Below are 24,885 nucleotides of genomic sequence, written 5' to 3' on the forward strand. Positions count from 1 at the left end.
ATTGACGTTTATGGCTCCTCTTGCTTTATTAGCTCAATCGTCCTTTTGGTCTTGGCACTTTTGATTGCGGCGTCCAAAATTTCCATAACGATCATATTGTTTTCGAGAGACGATAAATCAAAGGGTGGTAGATTTATTTTACCTTTTACCACCGCTGCAAACATAGCAAAAGGGTCATCGAGAGGTGATTCTCGGTCGTCTAGGGTATAGGATTTCTCGTCAAAACCATCGTAACCTTGGGCTATCCGAACACGAAGGTCATTGCGATTGTCCGCATAGATCACACCGCTGAGGCCATAAATCTCCATATCTTTTCTTCCTATCGGCCAATCCCATGAAGCCTGTATGGTGGCGTTAGCTTTGTCATACGTCAATATGATTGTTGCGTCATCTTCTACTTGAGGATTGTTTTCGGATTGTTGTTGTTGGGTGACAGCGGTAACCGTAAACGGTCTTTTGCCGTCCATCAGCCAGGTCATTAGATTCACTCCATAGCAACCAAAGTCAGTAATCGCACCGCCTCCGTTTTGAACCGGGTCTATAAGCCAATCCAGAAACTCGCTATTGACACCGATTTTTTTTGGACCCTTATGCCCGTCTCTAACGACGACTTTTCTTACGTCTCCAACAGTTCCGTTTTTTAAGATTTCGTAGGCTTTATGATTCGTGGGATACCAGGTAGTTTCATAGTTGGTGAGTAAGTGAATATTATGCTTTTTAGCGAGACTCTCCATCTTTTTTGCATGCTCTAAGCTGACCGCAAGTGGCTTTTCTACCATTACATGGATGCCTTTCGGTGCACACATTTCTACGACTTCGAGATGTTCATAGATTGTTCCAAAAGCGGTTACGGCTTCAGGCTGGGTGGCATTAATCATTTCTTCCATGGTGTCATACACAATACGCATAGGAAAGCCATGTTGCTCCGAATAACGCTGAGCCAAATCTTTGTTGGACTCAACGATGCCAACTATAGTGATATCTTCTTGATCTTCCCGACCAAGAATCCAATGGACGTGTGTATGGGTAAGTCCAATTACACCAATTTTGAGTGGCTTTTCCTGTCCGAAAACACTTAGAGAGCAAAGAACAATACCAAGAAGAAGTGAGAATTTGTATCTCATAGCTGTACGGAGTTTGTTGAAGATGAATTAGCCATCAAGGGTTAATCAAGCTTAGTCATTCAAATTTAGCCTAATTGCTCAGGATGTGAAATAGAATTAATCAGAGGGTGACTTTATCAATGATCAGTATCCAAACCAAACTCATCCGCCAGTTTCAGAAGCGCAGGGTTCTTTTTAGCCATGGCCTTGAATTTTTCTTCGCTGGTGTAGGGGCGGCGTTCCCCTGTGTCTTCTGAGATTTCATAGTTGAAAGCGATGGCTGAGTTCTTTAGTTCCAATCTTAGAAAGCCCAGCAGTTCTACTTCAATGTTTTCAATCATGGCGATCTCCACAGAGTTGGTAATGGTCAATTCAATCGCGTTAACTTTTACTTTAATAGGTTTGGACAGAATAATTTTGACGGCACCGGTGATGTTTTTATCACTGACGTACTCATCTAATTTTTGTCTGACACTTTCTTGTGTGATAGCGACTTGAGGAGCATCTTCTGTTTTTTGAACTTCTTGATGTTCTTCGGCTTTCGGTTCTTCCTTTTTGTTGAAGATGGCTTTCAGACTCGGCGTTTCTTTTTTTGCTTCAGCGGGTACTTTTCCGGTGGTAGATTGAGGAGGTGCTACAGAAGTGGCGACTGATGTGGTAGAAGCTGTTGCAACTGTGGTTACAGTTGATTTTTCAGCTTTGGGAGTTACGCTATCACTTTTTTTTTTACCTCATTGGCCGAATTGGCTGATACTTTGATCGCCTCTTTGAGGTATCCAAGCTTCATCAGAGCGAGCTCTACGTGAAGCCGCTGGTTTTTGCTCGATTTAAAGTTGAGATCAGCAAGATTTAGGATGTTCAGTCCCGACATCAAGAATGACAATGAGATAGCTTTGGCTTGCTCGAGGTATTTGGCTTGTATATTCTTAGAGACATTCAGGAGTTTGACTGTCTCAGCATCTTTACAGACCATCAGGTTTCTGAAATGTTCTGAAAGACCAATCAGGAAGTTGTGTCCGTCGAAACCGTTTCGTAATATTTCGTCATAAGTGAGCAGCGCTTGTGAGACGTTACTCTGGTCCAGCATGTCCGTCAACTTAAAGAAATAGTCGTAGTCAAGAATATGCAGATTTTTGATCGTATCCTGATAGGTGACTTTATCTCCAGAGGAGAAGGTCACAATCAGGTCAAAAATAGATAATGCATCTCTCAGGGCTCCGTCTGCCTTTTGGGCTATCAGGTGGAGAGCCTCTTCCTCACAATCGATACCTTCTTTTTCAGCAATTTTTTTTAGCTGATAAGTGATGTCGTCAATTTCGATTCTGTTGAAATCAAAAATCTGACACCTGGACAAGATGGTAGGAATGACTTTATGCTTTTCAGTGGTTGCCAAAATGAAAATGGCATAGGATGGAGGTTCTTCCAAAGTCTTCAAAAATGCATTGAAGGCCTGGTTTGAAAGCATGTGAACCTCGTCTATAATATATACTTTATGTGTGCCTTGTTGGGGAGGGTAGCGTACCTGATCGATCAGGTTACGAATATCCTCTACCGAATTATTAGAGGCAGCATCTAGTTCATAGATGTTAAGGGCATTAGCAGACTCTGCATTACCCTGGTCATCAAATTTGTTGACCATTCGTGCCAATATTCTGGCACATGTGGTTTTACCTACACCACGAGGCCCACAAAACAGGAGGGCCTGTGCCAAATGATTATTGTCAATGGCATTTTTTAGGGTAGTTGTAATATGGCCTTGACCTACCACCTCTTCGAAGCCGAGTGGTCTGTACTTACGTGCCGATACTACAAAATTTTCCATGGGCGCAAGATAGTAATCAGCGGATAATTTCCAGCGATTATTTAATCTGAAATTAAATTAAATCTTGATGTACACAAATTGTCCTTATTATGATGGATGAATTTTTGACCTTATTGGTATTTTTGAATAAACAAACATCAAAATAGCTATGAAAGTTAAAATCATCTTAGCCTCAGCACTCCTCATCTTTATGGCGTCTTCAGCAAGTTTTGCACAAAAGAAGTATAAGGGTAAGTCAAAGACGGAATCATCTAAACCTAAGGCTTTTCATATTCATCAGCATGTGATGGTAACTATGAAAGACGGCTCACAGGTTGAGGCGGTTGTGCACAGTCACATGTCTAAGAAAAAGTATTGGGTACGTCAGTGGCACAGTGGTAGAGAAGGTGGCGTAAAAGAAAAATATATGCGTGCGCTGAGCGATAACGAAGTTACAGAGCTTAAGAAAACGAAGAAGAAATAACTGAAGTCAGAATACCGAAGACAGTAATTTCTGATCTTTGGTATTCAGGTTTCCCTTTTTGTCCTTTCCACTAATCAGTGGAATACTTATTTCTTGTTTAATTCAATCAACTGCTTTTCATACTTGCTTACTGATTCTAAGTCGTATTGCCTGGCTAAGGTGATAGCTGCCTTCTGAGTTGAAATGGCCAATTCCATTTGATCATTTGTTTTGTAGCCTTTGGCTAGCTGACTCAGAGCCTCTGCAGACTTCGGACGGTACTTCACCCATCGTTGTATAACTTCGATGGCCTCATCCGTTCGCTCTTCTAGTAGAAACCTGCTGCCAATAAACCGGTAACAATTAACATTATTCCACCGATCTGCTTTTGGCAAAATTCTGAATCCGTATTCATCCGATAGATTGTTATAGAAAGCATCAATGTTCGCAAGAGCATTTCCGTTTTGTTTCACAAGATCTCTATACCGTGCCGACCATTTCTTCTTGGGAAAAACAATCTCGAATCCAGCTAACATGGCTTTCATATAGGAAGCATAGTGGTCTTCATTCGGGATCACATCGATTTTCATTTTAAAATTGTCCGTTAGATATGGATCGAGACGTTGCTTCAGTTCATCCACATTGGTTATATATTCTTCCTGCCAGGTCAAATCTCCGTCGGCAACTCCGAAATACAAATTGCCTCTGAGATTGGAATTGTCTTGCAGGGCCAGTTCAAATGCATCAATAAATGTTTCGCCGGAGGCATATCCCATGCCCACTACGTCAGCACTGGCAAGTATGAAATGTCCTTGAAATAGGCCCGGAGCTTTCGCGAAAGTGTGCATAGGGAATATGGCACTACCTGAGACGCCGACAATTATCCGGTAATCTACCGCTCGGAAATTCGATTCTAAATATGGAAAAAACTCCTCTGTCAAATGTTTGATAAATAAATCGGGATCAGCATCAAATTCTAACATTTCCTGAGATCCCCACATGCCATTGTTATAAACATTAGGGGCGTACCCTTCAGCATTGTGAAAACTTACTACGATTGATTCGGGTATTCTGTCCACCGAACTCAAATGTCTAACTATGCCTGCCGTGGTATGAAAGAACTGATCGCCATGTCGATCGTTGAGAAGAACCACAGGGTAAGTGTGTTCTTCTGATGACTCATAATAATGCTCAGGAAGGTATATGTTAACTGTACGGGTTTCGTCCAGAATTTTGGAATAGTAAGTGAATTGTTCTCCAAAGCTGATCGGTGTTAACTCTCCGGTCACATTCAAGCTCTCTTTTATTGGGTCGGATTGTGCCTTAAGCGTTACATGTTGAATTAAAAACGCCGCGGTAAGCAGAGAGATAAGATTGACAACTTTCATTTTTGGTTTTTTTGATGATCAACAACACAAATTTTATCAATCATAACTAAAAAATTAAGAAGCTAAGGTTTCGTCTCGATAGACACAGGGTTGGATTGACCATAGGCGTATTTCCTCAGGACAGAAGACTGGCCATGAATTGAATAAGACTCAGCTGACATTGAAGAATCAATGCCTGATTGATTTAATTATTATAGCGTTTTGTCATTGACACTCAAGTGCCAAGTCCCAATCTTTCCAGACGGCTTCATAACCGCTTTCATTTAGCATTTGTTTGATGTCATCAGACGATCGCTCATCCGAGATTTCAAATTGTTCAAGTGATTGAGGTTCAACCGTATATCCTCCGGGGTTGGTCTTTGATCCGGCGCTCATGCTGGTGATTCCCAATTTGATGGCATGGTTTCTAAAAGTGTTAGTCTCTCTGGTTGAAAGAGATAATTCCACTTCTTGGTTGAAAAGACGATAAGCGCAGATCAATTGTACCAACTCTTTGTCGCTCATAGCTACTTTTGGCTCTAAGCCTCCTGAAAAGGGTCTGAGCCTCGGAAAGGATATGGAATATTTGGTCTGCCAATAGTTGTGTTCTAAATACGCCAAGTGAAGTGCCGTGAAGAAGCTGTCTACGCGCCAATCCTCTAAACCTATGAGTGTTCCAAGGCCAATTTTATGGATGCCTGCTTTCCCCAATCGATCTGGCGTATCCAGTCTATAGTGAAAGTTGGATTTCTTGCCTTTTGGATGATGTTTTTTGTAGTCGGCTTCGTGGTACGTTTCCTGGTAGACCAGAACCGAATGAAGGCCTGCTGGAATTAGGTGTTCATAGTCCTCCTGGTCTAACGGCTGTACCTCCATACTCACATTTGCGAAGTGTGGGCGAATGCGTTTGATGGCATGGGCTATATAATCGACACCCACGGTTTGATTGGCTTCACCTGTTACAAGCAAAATGTGCTCAAACCCCATCGCTTTTATGGCCTGAACTTCACGGGCAATTTCTATGTCGTTAAGTGTTTTGCGTTTGATTTTGTTGTCCAAACTAAAGCCACAGTAGGTACAGATATTCTGGCACTCATTGGAGAGGTACATGGGAGCAAATAATTGCATAGTATGACCGAAGCGCTGTAAAGTGAGCTCATGACTCAATTGTGCCATTTGCTCTAAGTAGGGCAAGGCAGCGGGGGAGATGAGTGCCTTAAAATCTTCTAAGCTCCGCTCAGGATTGGAAAGTGCTCTTTCGACGTCGCCAGCCGTTTTCTCATAAATAGAAGCCTTAGTTGCACTCCAGCTGTATTCCTCAAATAAACCCTTGAAGTTAGGCATCCAAAAATGTGGTTAAGGGACTGCTTGCTATAGCATTAGGTGTTGGAGACGCCAATTTTGCTTCATATGCCATCCGTCCGGCTTCGATGGCCATTTTAAAGGCGATTGCCATTTGCACTGGGTTTTGTGAAACTGCTATGGCGGTATTAACCAGGCAGGCATCTGCACCAATCTCCATAGCTTTAGCGGCATCAGATGGAGCACCGATACCTGCATCTACTACAACGGGGACACTGGCCTGATCAATAATGATTTCAAGGAAATCTAAAGTTTTCAAACCTTTGTTGCTACCAATGGGAGAGCCTAGTGGCATGACCGCGGCTGTCCCAACGTCCTCTAGTCTTTTACATAGCACGGGATCGGCATGTATGTAGGGCATGACGACAAATCCTTTTTTTGCCAATTCCTCTGTGGCCTTAAGTGTTTCAATTGGGTCGGGCAGGAGATATTTTGGGTCGGGGTGGATCTCCAACTTGACCCAATCGGTCTCCAAGGCTTCGCGAGCCAATTCTGCAGCAAAAACAGCCTCTTTTGCATTTCTTACTCCAGATGTATTTGGCAGCAATTGGATTCTGCTGTGAGATAGATGATTCAAAATTTGATCCTCTTGGTCCTTTACATCAACACGCTTTAGAGCAACTGTAACTAATTCAGACGCTGAGGCTTCAAGCGCTTCTTGCATGTTCTGGTTGCTTTTGAATTTGCCCGTACCGGTGAACAGTCGAGACTTAAAAGTTTTCTCCGCTATCGTCAAATGTTCCATTCGGAAGTAGTAGTTTAATTTCTTCTAATGTTTCTTTTTTGTCCAATGAGTTATTGATCAAGGATGCTACTGCAATGCCGTGGCAACCTGTCAATTGTAAATCGAAAATATCTTCCAATTCAATCCCACCTATGGCAATGATTGGAATATCAATATCTTGGATAATCATGTTATTCAGGATATTCGAGTATCCTCTAATTCCAAGTACTGGACTTAGGTTTTCTTTGGTCTCTGTAAACTTAAAAGGACCCAGGCCGACATAGTCTACGACTTTGGAATCATATAGTAATTCTACTTGTTCCCAGGTATTTGCAGTGCCACCGATGTAGGGTTTGTCTCCAAGGATCGATCGAGCTTCCACAGGATCCATATCATTTTGACCAAGATGAACGCCGTTGGCTTTTACTGCCTTGGCAATTTCAACATGGTCATTCAAGATGAGATTAGCACCATGCTTCTTGCAAATGGCTTTTGCCGCAAATGCCATTTCTTCTATTTCGTCTAGTTCCTTGTTTTTCACTCTTAGCTGTACCCAATCGATTCCAGCTTCGCAAGCCTCTCGGATGTTGTCCAAGTGGCTTTTTTCGTCAGTCTCTTGTGAGATATAATGTAACCTGCTTATCATATTTGTATTTCATAATGCGCTCCCAATTTGCTGTATCCACTTTTGAGATAGCCTTCAACATATCTTTTACCAAAGGTACATGCAGTTTTTAATTTCATGCCCTTATTGAGCCCGGAAGCTATCGCCGACGAGAGTACACAACCTGTACCATGCTTGCCTTCTCCTTTGATTCTTTGACCCGATATAATCTCTTCATTGCCACCTTGCTCAATCAACAAATCTGAAGTGTCATTTCCATCTGCATGTCCTCCTTTTAATAATATGTTGGTTTCAATTTTTTGGTTTCCAAGCGCAGTTTTTAATCTCTCATATTCGGGCAGATTAGGAGTAATAAGGAATAATTCCTTAAGCACGCTGTTCAATTGGTCAGGCCTCAGGTCTTCTAAGAAGTCAAAACCGGAAGATGATTTCAGAATGGGATCCCAGATGATTTTAATCTCGTTGGAATGATGCATTAACAAGTCAATAACCGATTCAAGTGTTTCTAAGTTTTCAATGATGCCAATCTTAGCCACTTCAAAACTATACCTATCAAGGAGTGATTCTAATTGATTCGAAATCGACTTGAAATCCTGCCAGGTCACACGGAATACTTGATCTTCGTTTTGACTAGTCAGCGCACTGACGACTGCCATACCTTGTACTTTGCATTGCTGCGTGGTTTGTATATCTGCTAAGACTCCAGCACCACCACAGGGATCAAAGCCTGCAATACTTAATACCATATGGCGCTTATTGTCAGGCATGAATGAATTTATCCGTTATGTCAATTCTGTTTGACATGTTTTCTTCAGACCAGATGGTACCCATCAAGACGGCACCATCAAATCCCAATTCCAGCAACTCATCGATTTTAGAAGTTTCAATTCCGCCCAAAGCGTAAATAGGAAATTGATCAAATCCACTCAATTTCCTTTTCAAATCCTTTTTGTTGAAATCACTTTTATAGCCAACCTTAGAGATGCTATCATAAATCGGACTTAGAAACCCATACGTTAAAAGAGTAGATTCTTTTTCTATACTTTCAAAAGAGTGGAAGGATTTGGATACGAGCCTATGGGTATCGACTTCTTCTATGCTTTTGAAATGTTTGCCACCAATTCCGAATTCATCAACCAAATCATGATGACCATGCAGACTCACTTTATTCAGATATGCCTGATCCAGGGAGCCAAGATACGCTCTCATGTTGTCCTCAGAGGCTAGCGGCTTACGCACATGTAATCGCCTTAATTTACTTCTTAACAGTAGGTTGCAAGTTTCAATCTCGCCCTTTACTTGTGATTCCGGTGTGATGACGATGGTATTCAAGTCTTATTGCTCCAGATACAATTCGTTTCCCTTATCGGCAAATTCTTTCGCCTTTTCTTCCATGCCTTTGGACAAAGCCTCCGAATCAGAGACTTCCTTTTCCGCAGCATATTCCCTTACATCTTGCGTAATTTTCATCGAGCAGAAATTTGGTCCACACATAGAACAGAAGTGAGCCACTTTAGCACCTTCAGCTGGAAGGGTTTCGTCATGAAATTCTCTTGCTGTATCGGGGTCAAGTGATAGGTTGAACTGATCTTCCCATCTGAACTCGAACCTGGCTTTTGACAAGGCGTTGTCCCGGTACTGCGCTCCTGGATGTCCTTTGGCCAGATCAGCGGCATGAGCTGCAATTTTGTAGGTGATTACTCCGTCCTTTACATCCTTTTTGTTGGGAAGACCCAGATGTTCTTTTGGGGTCACATAACAAAGCATAGCGCATCCATACCACCCGATCATGGCTGCTCCGATACCTGAGGTGATATGATCATAGCCTGGAGCAATATCTGTTGTCAATGGGCCTAAGGTATAAAATGGTGCTTCGTGGCATTCCTTCAATTGCTTATCCATGTTCTCTTTGATCATGTGCATAGGTACATGGCCCGGACCTTCTATCATTACTTGAATATCGTGCTTCCAGGCAATTTTTGTGAGTTCTCCAAGTGTTTCTAATTCAGCAAATTGTGCTTCGTCATTGGCATCAGCTAAAGATCCCGGCCTTAAACCATCACCTAAAGAGAAGGCCACGTCATAGGCTTTCATGATTTCACATATTTCCTCAAAGTGGGTATAAAGAAAGCTTTCCTTGTGATGCGCCAGACACCATTTGGCCATAATCGAGCCACCCCTGGAAACAATACCCGTTACTCGTTTGGCAGTCATGGGGATATATCTTAGAAGGACACCTGCGTGAATAGTGAAATAATCGACGCCTTGTTCTGCCTGCTCTATCAAGGTGTCTTTAAAGATTTCCCAGGTGAGGTCTTCCGCTTTGCCATTTACTTTTTCAAGCGCTTGATAGATGGGAACGGTACCAATAGGAACCGGGGAGTTTCTTAATATCCATTCTCTGGTTTCATGAATGTTCTTTCCTGTGGACAAATCCATGATGGTGTCCGCTCCCCAGTGACAGGCCCAAACTGCTTTTTCTACTTCTTCCTCTATGGAAGAAGACACGGCAGAGTTGCCAATGTTGGCGTTGATTTTCACCAGGAAGTTACGCCCAATGATCATAGGCTCTGACTCAGGATGGTTGATGTTGTTTGGAATGATGGCTCGCCCAGCAGCAATTTCGTCTCTTACAAATTCAGGAGTGATTTTGCCTTTGGGTGTGTTGGCCCCAAAGCTGTCTCCTTTGTGCTGATCATTGAGATGTCCCCAGCTTTCAATTTTTTGGTTTTCACGAATGGCTATGTACTCCATCTCAGGGGTGATGATGCCTTTTTTGGCATAATGAAGCTGAGTTACATTTTGACCCGACTTGGCTTTCTTAGGGTTTGCTAAATATTCGAATCTCAAAGCATCCAGGCTCTTGTCATTTAGCCTTTTACGTCCATATTGAGACGAGATGCCTGCCATGACTTCTATATCGTTTCTGTTGAGAATCCAAGGCTCTCGTAGCTTGGGTAGACCCTTTTTTACATCTATATCAATGTCAGGGTCTGTAAATGGCCCACTGGTATCGTAAACCGTCACAGGAGGGTTTGTTTCTTTTGGTGCCGAGGGATTGAATTTCAGAACGGTGTCGTTCAAAGAAATTTCACGCATAGCGACTGCTATATCATGAATTTCTCCTTTTACATATATTTTTTTTGAAGCTGGAAAAGGGTCTCTGGTTATCTTGTCTTCTGAAGGTCTGTGGTTTGTTTTCGTCATGTTCGTATATTAACCGCCTTGTGTGGCAGTGATCACTAGAATGTTATCGTTGTCTTGTACTTGATATTTTTCCCATGATTGCCTGGGAAGGATTTCATCATTGACTGCTACTGCAATACCTCTTTGGAGATAGAGATTGTCTGTCTTAAGCAGATCAACCAAATTCGCGTCTTCGACGGGTACGCTGCGCGTCTTACTGTTCAGTTTAATGGTCATTGAGACAAAATATCAGAGTTTTACACTGAGCCCAATCATAAAATTAGTACCTGCTTGAGGGTAGTAAAAATTCTCTCTGACTTCGTCTCCACCTCCTCTGTAACCCCATGTATAGCCGTTCGCAGCGTACATTTTGTTGAACATGTTGTAAGCGGCGACTTTCAAAGTTATTGACTTGAAGTTGTTGCCCGTAAGTGCATATGAAACCACTGCATCACTTACATAATAGGCATCTAACTTTCGAGAATCTGTTGATGTGTTATCGAGAAATTGTTCCCCAACATATTTGTGTATCCATCTCAGATTCAAACCCTCAAGAGGTGTGAATTCAATATTACCTCCGGCAACTACAGAAGGAGAGAAGGCAATGTCTGTTTCTCCATATGAGACCAAATCGGCATTGTACTCGTCCCAGCCAAGGCCGTAGTTATAGATGGTCTCATTGAAGCTTTCGATCTTGTTTTGACTGAATGAGGCATTGGTGTTTAGTTTTACTTCGGGTGCCAATTGATAACCTACTTGAAGTTCAACGCCTCTTCGAAAGCTTTTATCGACGTTGGCCCTCAGTGAGGAGCCCACATCGTTTAACTCACCAGTAAGAACAAGTTGATCCTTGTAATCCATCCAGTAGAAATTCGCTTGGAAGCTATATTTTTTTGTAGATCGACTATATCCAATTTCGAGATCTCTGAGCTTTTCTTCTTTTGGGATGGTTCCATCGATGTTGTCCGTAAAATCTGACCGGATAGGTTCCTTACTTCCAATGGCTATTGAAGCGTAGGCCTGTGAATAATCGTTGATTTGGTACTTGAATCCAAATTTCGGATTGAAGAAATTGTAGTTATGAGATTGATCAATAACCAATCCGTCATTGTCGTCTCCCTCCATGGTGTAGTGCACCATGCGGTATTGTAAATCACCAAACAGGGACCATTGATCTGCGACATCGTAGATCACTTTTCCGAAGATATTGAAATCTTTTTTTATGCTGTTGTTGAAGTAATACTGATGACGGATGTTTCCATTACTAGCGTATTGAGCCCAAATCACACGGCCAAAGTGGTCACCATCGTATTCGTTCCAGGCTCCACCTAAAGTGAATCTGAAGGCATTATTTGGTTGGTAGTCAAGTGAAAATGTGGTACCATAGAAATTATTGTTCAACCAACGACGCTGAATGAGGTCGGTGCTTGTAATAGTCTGTGTACCAATTGTGATATCGTCTAATCCGTAGTCGCTTAAATCACGGCCCGCCTTGTATTGTTCGAAATATCCTTCACCATGAATCAGAAACAGTGCTACATTTAGGGTCAATGAGCTTGACAAGTCGAAAGCCGAAATTAATTGGTAATGAGTCTGTTGATAGTCATCTACTTCATTATCATAGGTGTATTGGTTATAAGTTCGGCCGGAGGTAAGTAGATTTAGTGAATCTGCAGCGCTCAAAAAGTTGCGAGCTACGTAGGCGTTCATTTCATCAACATCATCGTTAATCCGAGATTCGGGGACACCGTACCACGCCTGATAGGTAGTTTCATGACCTGAGAAGATGTTAAGTTTTACCAGGGATTTCTTTCCATAATAGCCACCTGAAACAAAATAAGATCGCAGATCAGAGGTTGCGCGGTCGACATAACCATCAGAGGTAATCTGAGACAAACGGGCATCAAAAGCGAATTTATCTGCGATAAGCCCGGTGCCAACCATGGCTGTATGTTTTCTGGTATTGAAAGAGCCAAAAGCATTATCCAAAGTCACATAAGAATCTCTATTGAGGCCATCGGTTTCTATATTCACAGAGGCGCCAAAAGCACCAGCGCCGTTGGTAGATGTACCTAGTCCACGCTGTACTTGAATGGACGAAACTGAGGACGCAAAGTCTGGTAAATTTACCCAAAACACACCTTGTGATTCAGGATCGTTGTATGGTATACCGTTTAATGTTACATTAACTCTAGCCGCATCGCTACCTCTGATCCGTATACCGGTATATCCCACACCCGCGCCAGCATCTGAGGTTGTGACCGCAGATGGTGTCATTTCCAACAAATAGGGAAGGTCTTTTCCTATATTATTTTCCTCAATGTCTTCCTTCTCTATTTGATTGAAAGTCATTGGTGTTTTAGAAGTAGCACGAGTAGCTGACACGACTACCTCTTTCAAATCCATAGTTTTTATTGAATCTATGGTGAAGTCAGACTGTGCAGACGCGGTCAAGCTCCATAGCAGAGCTACAGTCAATAGATAATTTTTCATTATAAATTATTCTTAGTTAATACTTGACAAGAGCTAAGGGCACTCTTGTCTTTAGCGTACCACTATTTCCCTTCGACCGCATTATCGGCATCAGGTTCTATGGGTGTAATCTCAGCCTGTAGGTATATCACCATTTAGGCACCCCTTATGTTTACAAAGGTATGAGAATAGTTTTGTAAAAAGCAAATCTATTATGATGCTGCAGAATTCTTTACCAATCAGTGAAGTTAGATAGTGCTTGAATGGCTCTGCGTATACGAAGCAATCCCAATCCTGAAATAATTTCATATGGCTTGTCCAACTTCTCTAATTCATCCTTATATATTTCAAAAATGATATCTCTATCGTTTGGGTTTTCTCTAAGCGGGTCGTTCTCCCAAGCCATGTCCGGGGAAAGCAGGAGATAAAAATCTGCTGAGCGCGCTTCCAAATTCTCAATGATATAACTATCACATGACTTGTATTTCCACTCAGACCAAACCTTGATCACCTCCAGACTGGTATCAAAAAAAACTTTGGAACTGCCTAATGAGAGCAATTCATCCTCTTTTCTCACTTGGCCTTTGGCAATGTCCAAAAGATCACTGTCTCTATATGGCCGACCAATTTCTGAAAGATAGGTTCTAGCGTACTCGGGCAACCAGGGTTCTTTAAAATACTCACTTAGCTGCCTGGATAATGTCGACTTGCCAGTGCATTCCGGTCCGGTGATTACAACTTTGAAAGTAGGTTCGGTGATTTTTTCCATGCTAGGTAACCTGACACTGCCATGGCAATGTATACGCCATATAAAAATGAATAAAAGAAAATGCCTTTGTAAAAATAGATACCACACGCGAGAACATCTACTACAAACCAATAATACCAATTCTCTAATTTCTTCTTGGTCATTAGCCAAATGCCTGTGATACTCAGAACTGAAGTGGTGGCATCCCAATAGGGGAGTGCAGCGGGGGGGATATGGCCCCAGATGTTGTTAATATTGGCCAGGAAATAACCGAATATCACAATTCCAAATCCAGAAATCAGGAGTAAAAGTAGATTTTGCTTCGGGTCATAGGTTGTTATGGGCAATTCCTTTTCTTCATTTTTCCTACCAAAGATCCAAAAATACCAGCCATAGATGTTGAGTACCAAGAATACAACGTGAAGCAGGAGGTCTCCATATAGACGAATTTTCCAAAATACAATGAATGACACAAGTACATACAGAATGCCAGCCGGCCAGGTGAGAATACTTTCCTTGATCAGATACCAAACTGCCAGCAGTCCAAAGATCAATCCCAGGAATTCATAGGAATCTATCCCAAGCGCATAATTTAATATTTCATGTCCGATTTGCGTCATTTCTTGATTTGCTTGCCTTATTTTGGCTGCAATGATAATCACAATGCAAAACAATCAGGTAAATGATTAAATCATACCTTCCCGGATGCTTCGAGCTACAAGTTCAGAAGTGTTTTTGCAATCAGTTTTTTTAAGGATATTTCTTCTGTGAGAGTTGACTGTATTTGTCGAGATGAACAACTTTTCTGCGATATCTTCAGAGCTGTGGCCAAATGAGATTAGTCTTATAATGTCACGTTCTCGAAAAGTAATCTGTTCCGAAATCAATTTTTGTTCGCTGTAGGTTTTGAAGAAAACGGTTTCATACTCTTCATTTTGATTGAGCATTTTGGCGGTTGCTCTTATTGGCATGAATTTACTGACGGCTGGAAGAAGGCTATAATGCGCTAAGCCAATCACAGGCTTACCTTCCTCATCGAAATACATGGGGGTGGTGTGTTGAAGAATTGAACGATAAAGTCCATCTGCTACTTTGATACGATAATTCCAGGTGTAGCTTACTTTTTTTCTGTCATGAACATTAATTTCAGACATTGTAAATGTCATGAGATCCGTTAAAGATTGCAGCCAAAGTTGCATTTCGTCGGGATGCATTTGTTCCCACCAGTAAGTCATACCTTGCTGGCACATTGCAACGGCGTCTAAACCGGTAGATGGGTGAAAATTTTTGCTGACGTATTCGAAGGAGCGAGTAGTAGTATTTGTGACACAAAAGAAGGTAGAGCTGTGAGGCATATACATGTCCAACTCTTTGAGTTTGGCAATATGACTTTCTAAAAAATCTCCTTTTAATTCTTGATAGGTTTCGAAAATTTCAGAGTAATCTGAGATAATTCTGTTGTTCATGCTTATTCCAGTCTAATGTTAATTCTTAATTGTTTAACTACAATAATTAGATAGGGCGTGATAGTGGAGTTGGATTGGTAATATACAAAATAATAGAAATCGTAAAAGAAAAATAATAAAAAAGCATCCTGAATGAATCAGGATGCTTAAGTTATATTGGCGAGGAAAAATATATGTAGCTAGTTTAAAGACCTGTGAAGTTGAATTTCATAAGGATTGTTAGATGTATGCAGTAATTCTTTAAAACCATTTTTAATGAGAAACGAATGAAAGGCTTCGTTTCTCAATTCGATTGATACCACGCAGGACTGATAGCCCAGTAGAAATGCCTGCTTCAGCGCCTGGGTGAATAGCACTTTCCCTAGTCCTTTGCTTCTGCAGTCTTTGTGGAGATAGAGTTTTTTGATTTCACAGGTATCTGACTTGGCTGTTGAACCTATACCCACAGTACCAACGATCTCGCCGTGCAGGGTCAAAACATTGAACCTGTTTTTTTCTTTTTGATAGTGCTCCGTTAAGCTGATGAGCTCGCTGTCATAGTAAAGAGACTCAATGCCCAGACCACCTCGCTCAAGGAGAATTTTTTGAATTAACTCCTTGACCTTTTCGTCGTCTGTCGATTTAATTTTTCTCAATTTGTATTGGCCGGCACCTTTTGAGAAGACATTCAAAAGTGTTCCGGTAAATGCTTCTAAACTGCTGGCTGCCTTCTGAATTTTGAATAGAAATCCTCTATTCAGCGTAGTTGACTTGTTCATAATACATTCGTTTGTTTGTGCTGACAAATGTATTTGACCAGGTAGGAGGGTTTAAATTATAGAGGTAAACAAGAGGTGTACACAGGGTTAGAGGTAGGTGAACAATGGGTATACAAAAACATCTAAGTGTCAGTAAATCAGTTATTTAGTGATTTTCTATTAATCAAGCAATAGCCAGGTGTTGGTTCCCGGAGTCAAATTTAATGAGGAAATCCACCAAGTTGTCCTCCGTAGCCAGTCCTAACTTCTTCCTTAATCTATAGCGTGCCGTTTTTACACTGTCTGAGGAAATACCCAGAATTCGTGATGACTCTTTGAGGTTCATGTTTAATCTCAGAAGTGCGCATAGTTTGAGTTCGGCATTGCCCAATTCAGGATAGCGATTTTTTAATCTGTTGAAAAAATCACCATGTAATTCCTCAAACATTAGTTTAAAATTGTCCCAGTCATGATCCATTCTGAAACTGCTATTGATAATGCCATTCATTTGGTTCAATTCTTTGATTGACTTGGAGTCGGATTGTTTTTTTAGTTCCGCAATCTTGTCGGTGAGTTCATTGAGGAGTTCGTTTTTTTGAATGAAATTGAGTGCGTAGGAGGTGAGTTCCTTATTCTTTTGCTCTATTTGAGATTGAAGCTCCTTCTCCCTCATTCGCACATTTCTAACGCGTAAACGAAGTGTGTAAATTAATAAGGCAGCTAATATTAAGGCTGCCCCAGAAATGACTATGACAAGCCAAAAGTCAAACTGATCTTTGGCCTGTTGTTTTTCTAAAACCACTAATTGTTTGGCCTTTTTTTCATCTTCATATTGAAGTTGAAGTATCTCGGTTTCTTTTTGAACGGCCGCGCTGCTGGTGGAATCTTTAATCTGAACATTCTTTTCGTAATAATCTAAAGAATTTTTGTAATCCTTGATTCGATAATAGTAGTCGGAGAGTCCTAAATATATTTCTTGCTCTATCTCTTTGGCATTGATTTCGGTAGCAAGAATTAAGGCTGAATCAAGGTACAATTTATCTTTTTTTAAATCTCCAAGTTCTGCGTAGTTGGATGCAAAATTGGTGTAAACCTCAGCAAGTCTTTTTTTGCTTTCCTTCAGTTTGAGATAATTGCGAGCAACGATCAGATATTTAATGGCCTCATCGTATTGTCCTTTGCTATTATGTGCAACAGCAATATTGTTATTCACCAATGCCACGCCCACCGTGTCCATCAAGGCCTCTACATATGGAAGATCTTTCTTGAGGTAGATCAGAGCTGAATCGAAATCGCCCAATTTACGGTATTCAGTTCCAATATTATTGTAAGTCCAGGCCAATAGCTGGCTATCTTGTTCGATGGTAGCCAGTTCTATGACAGACTTTAGCATTTCAATGGCTTTGTCATGCTGATCCAAATTGCCATAGATATTGGCTGAGTTCATTTTTATGATTCGGAGCCATCTGTCCTCTCCGAGTTTTTCATAGATTTTCTGTGCCGCTAGGTTTTCCTTAAGCCCTTTTTCCAATAGCCCTTTTGTCCAATAGGCGATGCCTAAGATGTGGTGTGATCTCGCAATACCTAATTCATATTCCTCACTACTCGCCAGGTTTAGAGCGAGTGTCCCGAACTTTTCTGTTATATCTGGATCGATAGTGTAGTAATCATAGCCTACTCCCAACATCCAGTCCACTTTTTCGGTACTTGATTGAATGGTGTCCGAAATTGAAATGAGAGAGTCTATTTGAGCGAAAGTGGAAGAGGAAAGTACTATAATCAGCAAAAATGCAAGTAAAGACTTTTTCATTCCGCATTTATTTAAGTTTATGGCTTAATACGAGTGGGTTATAATTAGCTTGAGATACTTTCTGTAGAGTCAGTCTTCACCTGATTGTCTGATTCTTTTGATTCCACGTATCCGGCGGATACAATTTCTCTTTGAATCATATAAGAATTATCCTGATGACAAATGTGAGAACAGCCAATGGATAAAGCTTGACCAGGAAGTAGCTCATACATTCTGATCATCTCATTGATATTGTTTCCCGGTAGTTTGAACTTGGCCTTGATAACAGCTGAAATTGATCTCTCTGCGTTCTTGTTTTCCATTACTAAAGAGATCCCACATTCTTCCTTTCCGCAGCCACCGTTGGCATAGATACTTAGATCGTCCTCGGCATCATTGCCAAAGGCATCGCCATGAAAATCCATGCCACCTCCATTTTCAGCGGCAAGGGCCAAATTGTAAATATCCATATAAGTTAGTTCACTCGTATGCTTATCCTCTGGTAATGCAGAGGGATCTGATGTCCTTTTGCTACAAGAGCAGGTGCAGAGTGTGACTAAAACGAATAGGAGATACTGTTTGAGCATGAGTTTTAATATTGAATTCTTGTAATAATAGCTAAAGTTAATACTAATTATAAAATGACCAGTACAATTTTACACTCGTTGTAGTGCCAGATATGCATTTTTTGGTCATCTACCGTTCTTCGTAGTCCTAATTCATAAATCTGATGTATTAAAAAGCTAACTTGCATGTATGAATATTGTAAGAAGTTGGAGAGAGCAAAAAATTTTGCTTAAAATGTGGTTCCCTGTCCTAAGCGACGAGGATTTTTTGTTCGAACCAGGCGAGAGAGAGAATATGCTAGGTAAGCTGGCGACAAAACTGAGTAAAACGCGAGCGGAATTAGAGACATTATTTGCTGAGTTACAGCTTCATTGAGCATAACCAAAGAATTGACTTTTGAGTCATTATTTTTCTTTTGCCAACCCTATTACCAATACCTATCACTCAGTCGCGATGAAATTATGGCGAGAGTAGCTCTGTAAACTATAAATTAATTAATTAACAAAAATCCGATTGATATGGAATATCATGCATTAGACAGTCTTAAATACTCGTACCTTTGGAATAAATATCGGCCGGTAGTTCTCAAACTTATGGTAGATGCTACGAACGGGCCACAGCAATACCAATTTCTGAAACATGAATTTCATGACATCAATCCGAAGGAAAAAGGGGGGCATTCTTTTGCCATTGAAATTTCTAATGGAAGGCCCAGCAAGGAGGTAAAGGCATCTGCGGTTGCTAAAAGCCTGTTTGCTGTACTAGATAGATCCACAAAGGCGAGTGAATTGACCGAGAGTGCAACCTACGGGTTTGTATTAGATAAGCAGTACATGCTGCATATCAATCTGGAAAAAGTGGAGGAAGTTGAAGAAGTAGAAGATGCCAGTCCTGAGGCTGTAGTGACCCCTGATGCAGAAGAAAGCTCTGAAGTCGAAGTGACACCTGAGGCTAAAGAGAGTTCAAAAGACTAAAGTTGGCTAGATTGATTTGAAGGTTTAAGGGATGGATCTGAATATTGCCGTACTCATAGATGGAGATAATATTCCTTCAGAACATGTGAAGGAAATGATGGCTGAAATTGCCAAGTATGGCAATCCCACAATCAAGAGAATATATGGTGACTGGACCAAGCCCAATTTGTCTAAGTGGAAAAACGTGCTTTTAGAAAATGCGATTACGCCCATCCAGCAATATGGGTATACCACTGGAAAAAACGCCACCGACTCAGCCATGATCATTGATGCTATGGATATTCTTTATTCTGAAAAAGTCAATGGTTTTTGTCTGGTATCCAGTGATAGTGATTTTACTCGGTTAGCGACCAGATTACGAGAAGCGGGAATGCAGGTATTTGGTATAGGAGAGAAGAAGACACCGAATCCCTTTATAGTGGCATCTGATAAATTTATATACATTGAGATTCTTAAAGACCAATCTGAGGATAATCAATCGGTATCTGAAAGCAGCAAACCCGAAGCAAAAAAGAGTTTTGACAGAATAACACCTCTGGTTATTAAACTGATCTCATCAAGTATTGATGATTTGGCAGATGACGACGGATGGGCATTTCTTGGTGATGTGGGAAGTTTGGTTCAGAAAAAACAAACAAATTTCGATTCCCGAAATTATGGTTTCCATAAGCTTACACCGCTCATCAAATCGATTGATAAATTTGAAATAGACCAACGAGAAAGCCCGAAAGGGAGGTTCAAATTGATTTACGTAAGAATTAAAGAGAAATCAAACGCCCGGTAGTCCGTGCGATCCCGATGAAACTATATATCAAATATATGGTCAGCCTCCGATGCAAGATGATGGTAATGAAAGAGCTGAAAAATTTGGGTTTGCACTCGGTGGTGGTAGACCTGGGCGTGGTAGAGATTTTGGAAGATATCACTTCTCAGCAACACGAAACGCTCAAGTCTAATCTTCTCAAGTCCGGATTGGAGCTTTTGGACAATAAAAGGAGCATTCTGATTGAGAAAATAAAAAGTGTCATTGTCGAAATGATACACTATTCGGAGGAAGTCCCTAAAGTCAATTATTCAGATTATATCAGCGATAAGCTGGGCTATGATTATACCTATTTGGCCAATACATTTTCTGAAGTGAAGGGTGTCACTATCCAACAGTTTATCATTATGCACAAGATTGAAAAAGTGAAAGAATTGCTCCTTTATGATGAACTGACCCTCTCTGAAATTTCCTATAAGATGCACTACAGCAGTGCTGCTCATTTATCTAACCAGTTCAAAAAAGTAACTGGTCTTACACCTTCATTTTACAAAAAACTAAAGAAAAAGCGAGATGGCAACCTCGAAAACCTGTGATACATGTAAGACTTGTCCGTTTTTATGTAGTGTCATTGGTGTAATCGTGCAGGATCTTTATCAGTAAATTTATTGATGTCCTCAAATGCCATTTTTCCCAAATGAGACATCTCTTCGGTTGAAGGATAATCGCATTAATGAATCGCTTATGCAAAATAAAGAAGTGGAAAAAGGTAAAGTGCTGTCTCTTGCTGAAATGATAGACTATGTACCGAATGCCATTTTGATTAAGACGATTTTAAACAAAACTACTGGAAATATCAGTGTTGCATCATTTGATGCTGGGGAGACAATGAAGGAAAAGAAATCACCGTTTGACACTTTTGTTCAGATTATTGATGGTGTAGCTGAAATAGCAATAGATGGTGAATCGAATACCTTAATCTCAGGGCAATCGATTATTATTCCGGCCCACTATGCAAATTCAATAATTGCCAACGTCAGATTCAAAATGATTAATACGATAATAAAAAGCGGTTATGACCAGGTCAGTATAGGTTGAGAAGTAGATAAATGATCATATGAAAAGTAGAAAAGAATTATACGGGGAAATAATGAGTATTACGATGAATATTGATCGAACAAATCCTAAATTCCTAAAACATCTTGAAGAAATGCCAGAAAAAATCTCTGGAAAATCAGAGCACAAAGCCAGCGTCCAAAGTCTGATTGAATACTACAACTCGCTCTGTGATTTGCTCACTTCCCATGCTTCTCAACACCAACACCCTAATAACTGAAAATAGTCTGTGCATAAAACGACAAACATGAGATATATGTAAGTATCACCTGAATTTGTGTAGCGTAAGACAGTCTCATTCTAGCCACTTTTGCAAAGTGGTTCGGTTTGTACACTTCTGTGTTGACTTTTTCCATAATTCACCTTAAAACGCTGCGATGTCCAAGGAAAAAGAAGGTAAACTAAAATCGGGAAAAACAGCTCCTACCAAAACCCTGAAAGAAAAAAGGGCAGCAAAAGCAGCCAAACGTGCAGAAAAGGGAAAAGCTTCTAGCTTTTAATTTGTCTATCCGCAATACCAGATTTCATTGATAAGCAGACTTCACTGTCAAATAATATCATCATGGAAAATAAATATAAACCCGGAGATACAGTTTATGCCAGGGCAAGCCCGGATGTTGAATTGATGGTGAGAAGATATATCAAACGCATATACTATTGCCAATTGCCAAAGCAACCTGATCATAAGGATTTGCCATTTTTTGAAAGAGAGTTACTTTAATACTAATTTCTAATATTAAATCGAATATTGCCTATGAATACAACGGCACTGATATACTGTGAAAATGAATTTGGAGCTATCGATGGTAAAGTTGCCAACGGCCTGGTCAGGCGTTCGGAAAAATACGATATCGTTGGTGTGATAGACAGTACTAAAGGTCGGCGTGACACCGGAGAAATTCTAGATGGTATTGCCAATGGTATTCCAAGCTTTGACAACATTGATTCCGCAGTTGAGGCTTTGAATCAAGTGCCCCAGTATTTCATATATGGTATTGCACCTTTGTCCGGTTTCATTGATCAGGAGCAAAGGAATATTATACTTTCTGCGATGAGAAAAGGCATGCACATTGTCAATGGTTTACCGCAGTACTTCACAGCAGATGATGAATTCGTACTTAAGGCTGAGGAGTACGGCGTTCAATTGTATGATATTCGAAAGCCGCAAGAGAGAAAAGACCTACATCTTTTTTCTGGAAGAATTCATGAAGTAACTACTCCGGTTATAGCGGTATTGGGTACCGATTGTGCGGTGGGTAAGAGAACCACTGCCATGATGCTCGTACAAGCTCTGGAAGAACAGAATATACATGTCGCTTTTATAACCACAGGGCAAACAGGTATCCTACAAGGATCAAAATACGGTGTAGCCATTGATGTATTAAGTTCAGGATTTGCTACCGGCGAAGTGGAACATGCCATACTAAGTGCCGATAAGGAAGAAGTGCCCGATTTGATAATTGTAGAAGGCCAGGGAGCACTCGGCCACCCGGCTTTTACCTCTTCGAGCGCAATAATCCGAGGCTCTGTACCAGATGCGGTGATTATCCAACATGCACCAAAAAGGGAGCATTACGCTGATTATCCATTATTGAAATCCACTTCGCTTCAGAAAGAAATCAATTTGATAGAAACTTTTGCTAAAACATCGGTGATTGCCATTGGTATCAATCATGAGCACATGACAGCGGACGAAATAACAGAGACGATTGAAGCTTACGAAACAGAATTCAGATTACCAACCACTGATGTCCTGACGTTTGGTTGTGACAAATTGGTCAAAGGCATTCTAGAAAAATTTCCAACTCTTGAGAAGTCAAAAGAGATATGTCTACCCCTAGACTAGAAATTGACTTAGAGAAAATCACCCATAATGCGAGAAAACTAAAAGACTTATATGCACAATCGGGGATAGACCTGATGGCAGTGACCAAAACTGTGTGCGGAGATCCTAATGTGGTAGATGCTCTTCTGAAAAGTGGCATAAGCATGCTCGCCGATTCAAGAATACTAAATATCAAAAAGATATACCATAGTGATGTCAAAAGCCAACTTGTGCTGCTAAGATCTCCAATGGTGAGCGAGGCACACGAGGTGGTTAGATATGCCGATATTAGCTTTAATTCTGAAATATCTGTCATCGAATATCTATCCACAATTGCTGTCAGTTTAAATAAGGTTCATAGAATAATCCTAATGGTAGAGTTGGGTGATTTGAGAGAAGGAGTATTGCCCGAAGACGTAGAAAACACTGTAGAAAAGATTATTCAGCTAAATGGCATAGAACTGATAGGGCTCGGTACCAATCTTGCCTGCCAGGCAGGTATAGCACCTGATGATCAAAACATGATGTATTTATCAGCCATTTCCATGAATATTGAGGCTAAGTTCGGCATTCACCTAAAGATGATATCAGGTGGGAATTCTGCTAACTACAGATGGTTCAAAAAAACTAAACTAATTGGCAAAATCAATAATTTAAGATTGGGAGAATCTATTTACCTGGGTCGCGAACCACTCCATAGAGAAGCTATACCAGGCCTTTTTACAAATGCCTTCAGATTGGTTGCCGAGGTCATCGAATCAAAAAAGAAGCCGTCTGTACCAACAGGAACTCAGATACAAAATGCACAAGGCGACTGTCATCGCTATCAGAATTCAGGACTGATGAATAGAGCATTATTAGGAATTGGTATACAAGACGTGTTAACTTCCGGATTGATGCCAGAAAGCGATTTTGAAATTGTAGGAGCCAGTAGTGATCATATGATTTTAAATACAAAAAGCAGAATATTAAAAATCGGGGAAGAAGTGACTTTTAGTTTGAACTATACAGCACTGGTGTCAGCTATGACTTCCCCCTATGTGACTAAAATATATGGCCGGACAATTGAACTCTCAGGAGTATTGCAAAACAGTGGATCAAAAAGTTCAACACATACAGCAGCATAGTCCGTCCATTCCTATCCTTGAAGACCGTAGTAAACTCGTAAGTCTTAAAAATTGCGACTTTGATCTCTTATATGAACCATCGGTTAAAAGAGGTTATAAGTATATGGTAAGAGAGGCCATTTTAGAAAAAATAGGACGAATCAGCAATCATCTGAAGAAGGAAGACAAAACATTGATTATACGATCTGCATGGAGATCAGTAGATCATCAATTGTTATTGTGGAATAATTGTTTCCGCAATTTTCAAGAAGAATTTCCAGAGAAAACACCACTGGAAATCAAGGAACTAACTTCTTCATTTATCGCACCAGGCGTCAAATCCACTCATTTGACTGGTGGCGCTGTTGATGCCTTGATTTATGATAATAAAACTAAGAAAGTGATGAACTTTGGTACCAACGTTGATTATAAGATCACGTTAAGCGAGCAATGTTACCCTTATCACCCGGATATATCGTCGCTGGCATTAGAAAACAGAATGCTACTTATAGGTCTTTTCGAAAATGAAGGATTCGTGGTTGATGCCAGAGAGTACTGGCATTTTGACTACGGGAATGTGATCTGGGCTCTAGAAAAAGGTGAGAAGTCTGCCTTTTACGGAATAATAAGAGAACAGTAATAGCCTACTCACACCATCACATTTTATGCAAATAGTCACTCATCACTGGCG

At 40.7% G+C, this 24,885-nt stretch carries 30 protein-coding genes and 1 riboswitch; of the genes, 12 read left to right on the forward strand and 18 right to left on the reverse strand.

Annotation, left to right across the window (positions count from 1 at the left end):
• Positions 1-8: 8 nt before the first annotated feature.
• The 3 genes from ABJD64_RS08765 to dnaX form a co-directional block, all read right to left on the reverse strand.
• The gene (locus ABJD64_RS08765; protein ID WP_348181872.1) at positions 9-1,124 is read right to left on the reverse strand and encodes a Gfo/Idh/MocA family oxidoreductase; all 1,116 of its coding nucleotides are present in this window, start codon (positions 1,122-1,124) and stop codon (positions 9-11) included.
• A gap of 116 nt (positions 1,125-1,240) precedes the next feature.
• Positions 1,241-1,474: a hypothetical protein gene (locus ABJD64_RS08770; RefSeq protein ID WP_348181873.1), complete on the reverse strand. Its 234-nt coding sequence runs from the start codon at positions 1,472-1,474 to the stop codon at positions 1,241-1,243.
• Positions 1,475-1,809: 335 nt separating this feature from the next.
• Positions 1,810-2,925 carry a DNA polymerase III subunit gamma/tau gene (gene dnaX, locus ABJD64_RS08775; RefSeq protein ID WP_348181874.1) on the reverse strand — a complete coding sequence of 372 codons (1,116 nt, stop codon included), beginning with the start codon at positions 2,923-2,925 and terminating at the stop codon, positions 1,810-1,812.
• Positions 2,926-3,073: 148 nt separating this feature from the next.
• Here dnaX and ABJD64_RS08780 point away from each other — a divergent pair, with 148 nt between their 5' ends.
• Positions 3,074-3,388 carry a hypothetical protein gene (locus tag ABJD64_RS08780; RefSeq protein WP_348181875.1) on the forward strand — a complete coding sequence of 105 codons (315 nt, stop codon included), beginning with the start codon at positions 3,074-3,076 and terminating at the stop codon, positions 3,386-3,388.
• Between the two features lie 86 nt (positions 3,389-3,474).
• Here ABJD64_RS08780 and ABJD64_RS08785 read toward each other — a convergent pair whose 3' ends face one another.
• The 15 genes from ABJD64_RS08785 to ABJD64_RS08855 all read right to left on the reverse strand — a co-directional run bounded on the left by ABJD64_RS08785 (position 3,475) and on the right by ABJD64_RS08855 (position 18,430).
• Positions 3,475-4,755, reverse strand: a complete 1,281-nt coding sequence (locus tag ABJD64_RS08785; RefSeq protein WP_348181876.1) for an alpha/beta hydrolase-fold protein — start codon at positions 4,753-4,755, stop codon at positions 3,475-3,477.
• Between the two features lie 204 nt (positions 4,756-4,959).
• Positions 4,960-6,078, reverse strand: coding sequence for a 2-iminoacetate synthase ThiH (gene thiH / locus ABJD64_RS08790; RefSeq protein ID WP_348181877.1), 1,119 nt, complete (start codon positions 6,076-6,078; stop codon positions 4,960-4,962).
• The gene (locus ABJD64_RS08795) at positions 6,071-6,841 is read right to left on the reverse strand and encodes a thiazole synthase (protein WP_348181878.1); all 771 of its coding nucleotides are present in this window, start codon (positions 6,839-6,841) and stop codon (positions 6,071-6,073) included. Before ABJD64_RS08795 ends, thiH begins: the two co-directional genes overlap by 8 nt.
• On the reverse strand, positions 6,807-7,466 hold the full coding sequence (locus tag ABJD64_RS08800) for a thiamine phosphate synthase (protein ID WP_348181879.1): 660 nt from the start codon (positions 7,464-7,466) through the stop codon (positions 6,807-6,809). Before ABJD64_RS08800 ends, ABJD64_RS08795 begins: the two co-directional genes overlap by 35 nt.
• Complete coding sequence (locus tag ABJD64_RS08805; RefSeq protein WP_348195070.1) at positions 7,463-8,212, reverse strand: hydroxymethylpyrimidine/phosphomethylpyrimidine kinase; 750 nt, start codon at positions 8,210-8,212, stop codon at positions 7,463-7,465. The genes ABJD64_RS08800 and ABJD64_RS08805 overlap by 4 nt, the downstream gene beginning before the upstream one ends.
• Entirely contained in the window at positions 8,205-8,684 is a 480-nt protein-coding gene (locus tag ABJD64_RS08810) for a thiamine phosphate synthase (RefSeq protein WP_348181881.1), read from the reverse strand. The genes ABJD64_RS08805 and ABJD64_RS08810 overlap by 8 nt, the downstream gene beginning before the upstream one ends.
• Before the next feature lie 96 nt (positions 8,685-8,780).
• Positions 8,781-10,652, reverse strand: a complete 1,872-nt coding sequence (gene thiC / locus ABJD64_RS08815) for a phosphomethylpyrimidine synthase ThiC (protein WP_348181882.1) — start codon at positions 10,650-10,652, stop codon at positions 8,781-8,783.
• 9 nt (positions 10,653-10,661) lie between these two features.
• On the reverse strand, positions 10,662-10,868 hold the full coding sequence (thiS, locus tag ABJD64_RS08820) for a sulfur carrier protein ThiS (RefSeq protein WP_348181883.1): 207 nt from the start codon (positions 10,866-10,868) through the stop codon (positions 10,662-10,664).
• 12 nt (positions 10,869-10,880) lie between these two features.
• Positions 10,881-13,124 (reverse strand): TonB-dependent receptor, encoded by a 2,244-nt coding sequence (locus tag ABJD64_RS08825; protein ID WP_348181884.1) that lies wholly within the window; start codon positions 13,122-13,124, stop codon positions 10,881-10,883.
• Between the two features lie 50 nt (positions 13,125-13,174).
• A riboswitch (TPP riboswitch) is annotated at positions 13,175-13,280 on the reverse strand.
• A gap of 55 nt (positions 13,281-13,335) precedes the next feature.
• Positions 13,336-13,872 carry an ATP-binding protein gene (locus tag ABJD64_RS08830; RefSeq protein WP_348181885.1) on the reverse strand — a complete coding sequence of 179 codons (537 nt, stop codon included), beginning with the start codon at positions 13,870-13,872 and terminating at the stop codon, positions 13,336-13,338.
• A complete protein-coding gene (gene pnuC, locus ABJD64_RS08835; RefSeq protein ID WP_348181886.1) occupies positions 13,836-14,471 on the reverse strand; it encodes a nicotinamide riboside transporter PnuC in 636 nt (211 codons plus the stop codon). Before pnuC ends, ABJD64_RS08830 begins: the two co-directional genes overlap by 37 nt.
• 66 nt (positions 14,472-14,537) lie before the next feature.
• Positions 14,538-15,317, reverse strand: coding sequence for a LuxR C-terminal-related transcriptional regulator (locus ABJD64_RS08840; protein WP_348181887.1), 780 nt, complete (start codon positions 15,315-15,317; stop codon positions 14,538-14,540).
• A gap of 179 nt (positions 15,318-15,496) precedes the next feature.
• Positions 15,497-16,075 (reverse strand): GNAT family N-acetyltransferase, encoded by a 579-nt coding sequence (locus tag ABJD64_RS08845; RefSeq protein ID WP_348181888.1) that lies wholly within the window; start codon positions 16,073-16,075, stop codon positions 15,497-15,499.
• 163 nt (positions 16,076-16,238) lie between these two features.
• Positions 16,239-17,864, reverse strand: a complete 1,626-nt coding sequence (locus tag ABJD64_RS08850; protein ID WP_348181889.1) for a tetratricopeptide repeat protein — start codon at positions 17,862-17,864, stop codon at positions 16,239-16,241.
• Between the two features lie 44 nt (positions 17,865-17,908).
• Positions 17,909-18,430, reverse strand: coding sequence for a hypothetical protein (locus tag ABJD64_RS08855; RefSeq protein WP_348181890.1), 522 nt, complete (start codon positions 18,428-18,430; stop codon positions 17,909-17,911).
• A gap of 169 nt (positions 18,431-18,599) precedes the next feature.
• Between ABJD64_RS08855 and ABJD64_RS08860 the strand changes: the two genes are divergently transcribed.
• From ABJD64_RS08860 to ABJD64_RS08910, 11 genes are all read left to right on the forward strand, one after another.
• On the forward strand, positions 18,600-18,785 hold the full coding sequence (locus ABJD64_RS08860) for a hypothetical protein (protein WP_348181891.1): 186 nt from the start codon (positions 18,600-18,602) through the stop codon (positions 18,783-18,785).
• Between the two features lie 143 nt (positions 18,786-18,928).
• Positions 18,929-19,384, forward strand: a complete 456-nt coding sequence (locus ABJD64_RS08865) for a hypothetical protein (RefSeq protein WP_348181892.1) — start codon at positions 18,929-18,931, stop codon at positions 19,382-19,384.
• A 31-nt stretch (positions 19,385-19,415) separates the two neighbouring features.
• Positions 19,416-20,168 carry an NYN domain-containing protein gene (locus tag ABJD64_RS08870; RefSeq protein WP_348181893.1) on the forward strand — a complete coding sequence of 251 codons (753 nt, stop codon included), beginning with the start codon at positions 19,416-19,418 and terminating at the stop codon, positions 20,166-20,168.
• A 14-nt stretch (positions 20,169-20,182) separates the two neighbouring features.
• Complete coding sequence (locus ABJD64_RS08875) at positions 20,183-20,743, forward strand: helix-turn-helix domain-containing protein (RefSeq protein WP_348181894.1); 561 nt, start codon at positions 20,183-20,185, stop codon at positions 20,741-20,743.
• 148 nt (positions 20,744-20,891) lie between these two features.
• The gene (locus tag ABJD64_RS08880; protein WP_348181895.1) at positions 20,892-21,245 is read left to right on the forward strand and encodes a cupin domain-containing protein; all 354 of its coding nucleotides are present in this window, start codon (positions 20,892-20,894) and stop codon (positions 21,243-21,245) included.
• Positions 21,246-21,264: 19 nt separating this feature from the next.
• Positions 21,265-21,483 (forward strand): hypothetical protein, encoded by a 219-nt coding sequence (locus ABJD64_RS08885; RefSeq protein ID WP_348181896.1) that lies wholly within the window; start codon positions 21,265-21,267, stop codon positions 21,481-21,483.
• Between the two features lie 157 nt (positions 21,484-21,640).
• A complete protein-coding gene (locus ABJD64_RS08890; protein ID WP_348181897.1) occupies positions 21,641-21,763 on the forward strand; it encodes a hypothetical protein in 123 nt (40 codons plus the stop codon).
• A 62-nt stretch (positions 21,764-21,825) separates the two neighbouring features.
• On the forward strand, positions 21,826-21,984 hold the full coding sequence (locus ABJD64_RS08895) for a hypothetical protein (protein ID WP_348181898.1): 159 nt from the start codon (positions 21,826-21,828) through the stop codon (positions 21,982-21,984).
• Positions 21,985-22,017: 33 nt separating this feature from the next.
• The gene (locus ABJD64_RS08900) at positions 22,018-23,109 is read left to right on the forward strand and encodes a DUF1611 domain-containing protein (RefSeq protein WP_348181899.1); all 1,092 of its coding nucleotides are present in this window, start codon (positions 22,018-22,020) and stop codon (positions 23,107-23,109) included.
• Entirely contained in the window at positions 23,091-24,215 is a 1,125-nt protein-coding gene (locus ABJD64_RS08905) for an alanine/ornithine racemase family PLP-dependent enzyme (RefSeq protein WP_348181900.1), read from the forward strand. The genes ABJD64_RS08900 and ABJD64_RS08905 overlap by 19 nt, the downstream gene beginning before the upstream one ends.
• The gene (locus ABJD64_RS08910) at positions 24,181-24,834 is read left to right on the forward strand and encodes a M15 family metallopeptidase (RefSeq protein WP_348181901.1); all 654 of its coding nucleotides are present in this window, start codon (positions 24,181-24,183) and stop codon (positions 24,832-24,834) included. Before ABJD64_RS08905 ends, ABJD64_RS08910 begins: the two co-directional genes overlap by 35 nt.
• Positions 24,835-24,885: the final 51 nt, after the last annotated feature.

The sequence above is a fragment of the Reichenbachiella sp. genome (genome assembly GCF_039944555.1).
In the GTDB taxonomy this organism is placed as follows: Bacteria; Bacteroidota; Bacteroidia; order Cytophagales; family Cyclobacteriaceae; genus Reichenbachiella.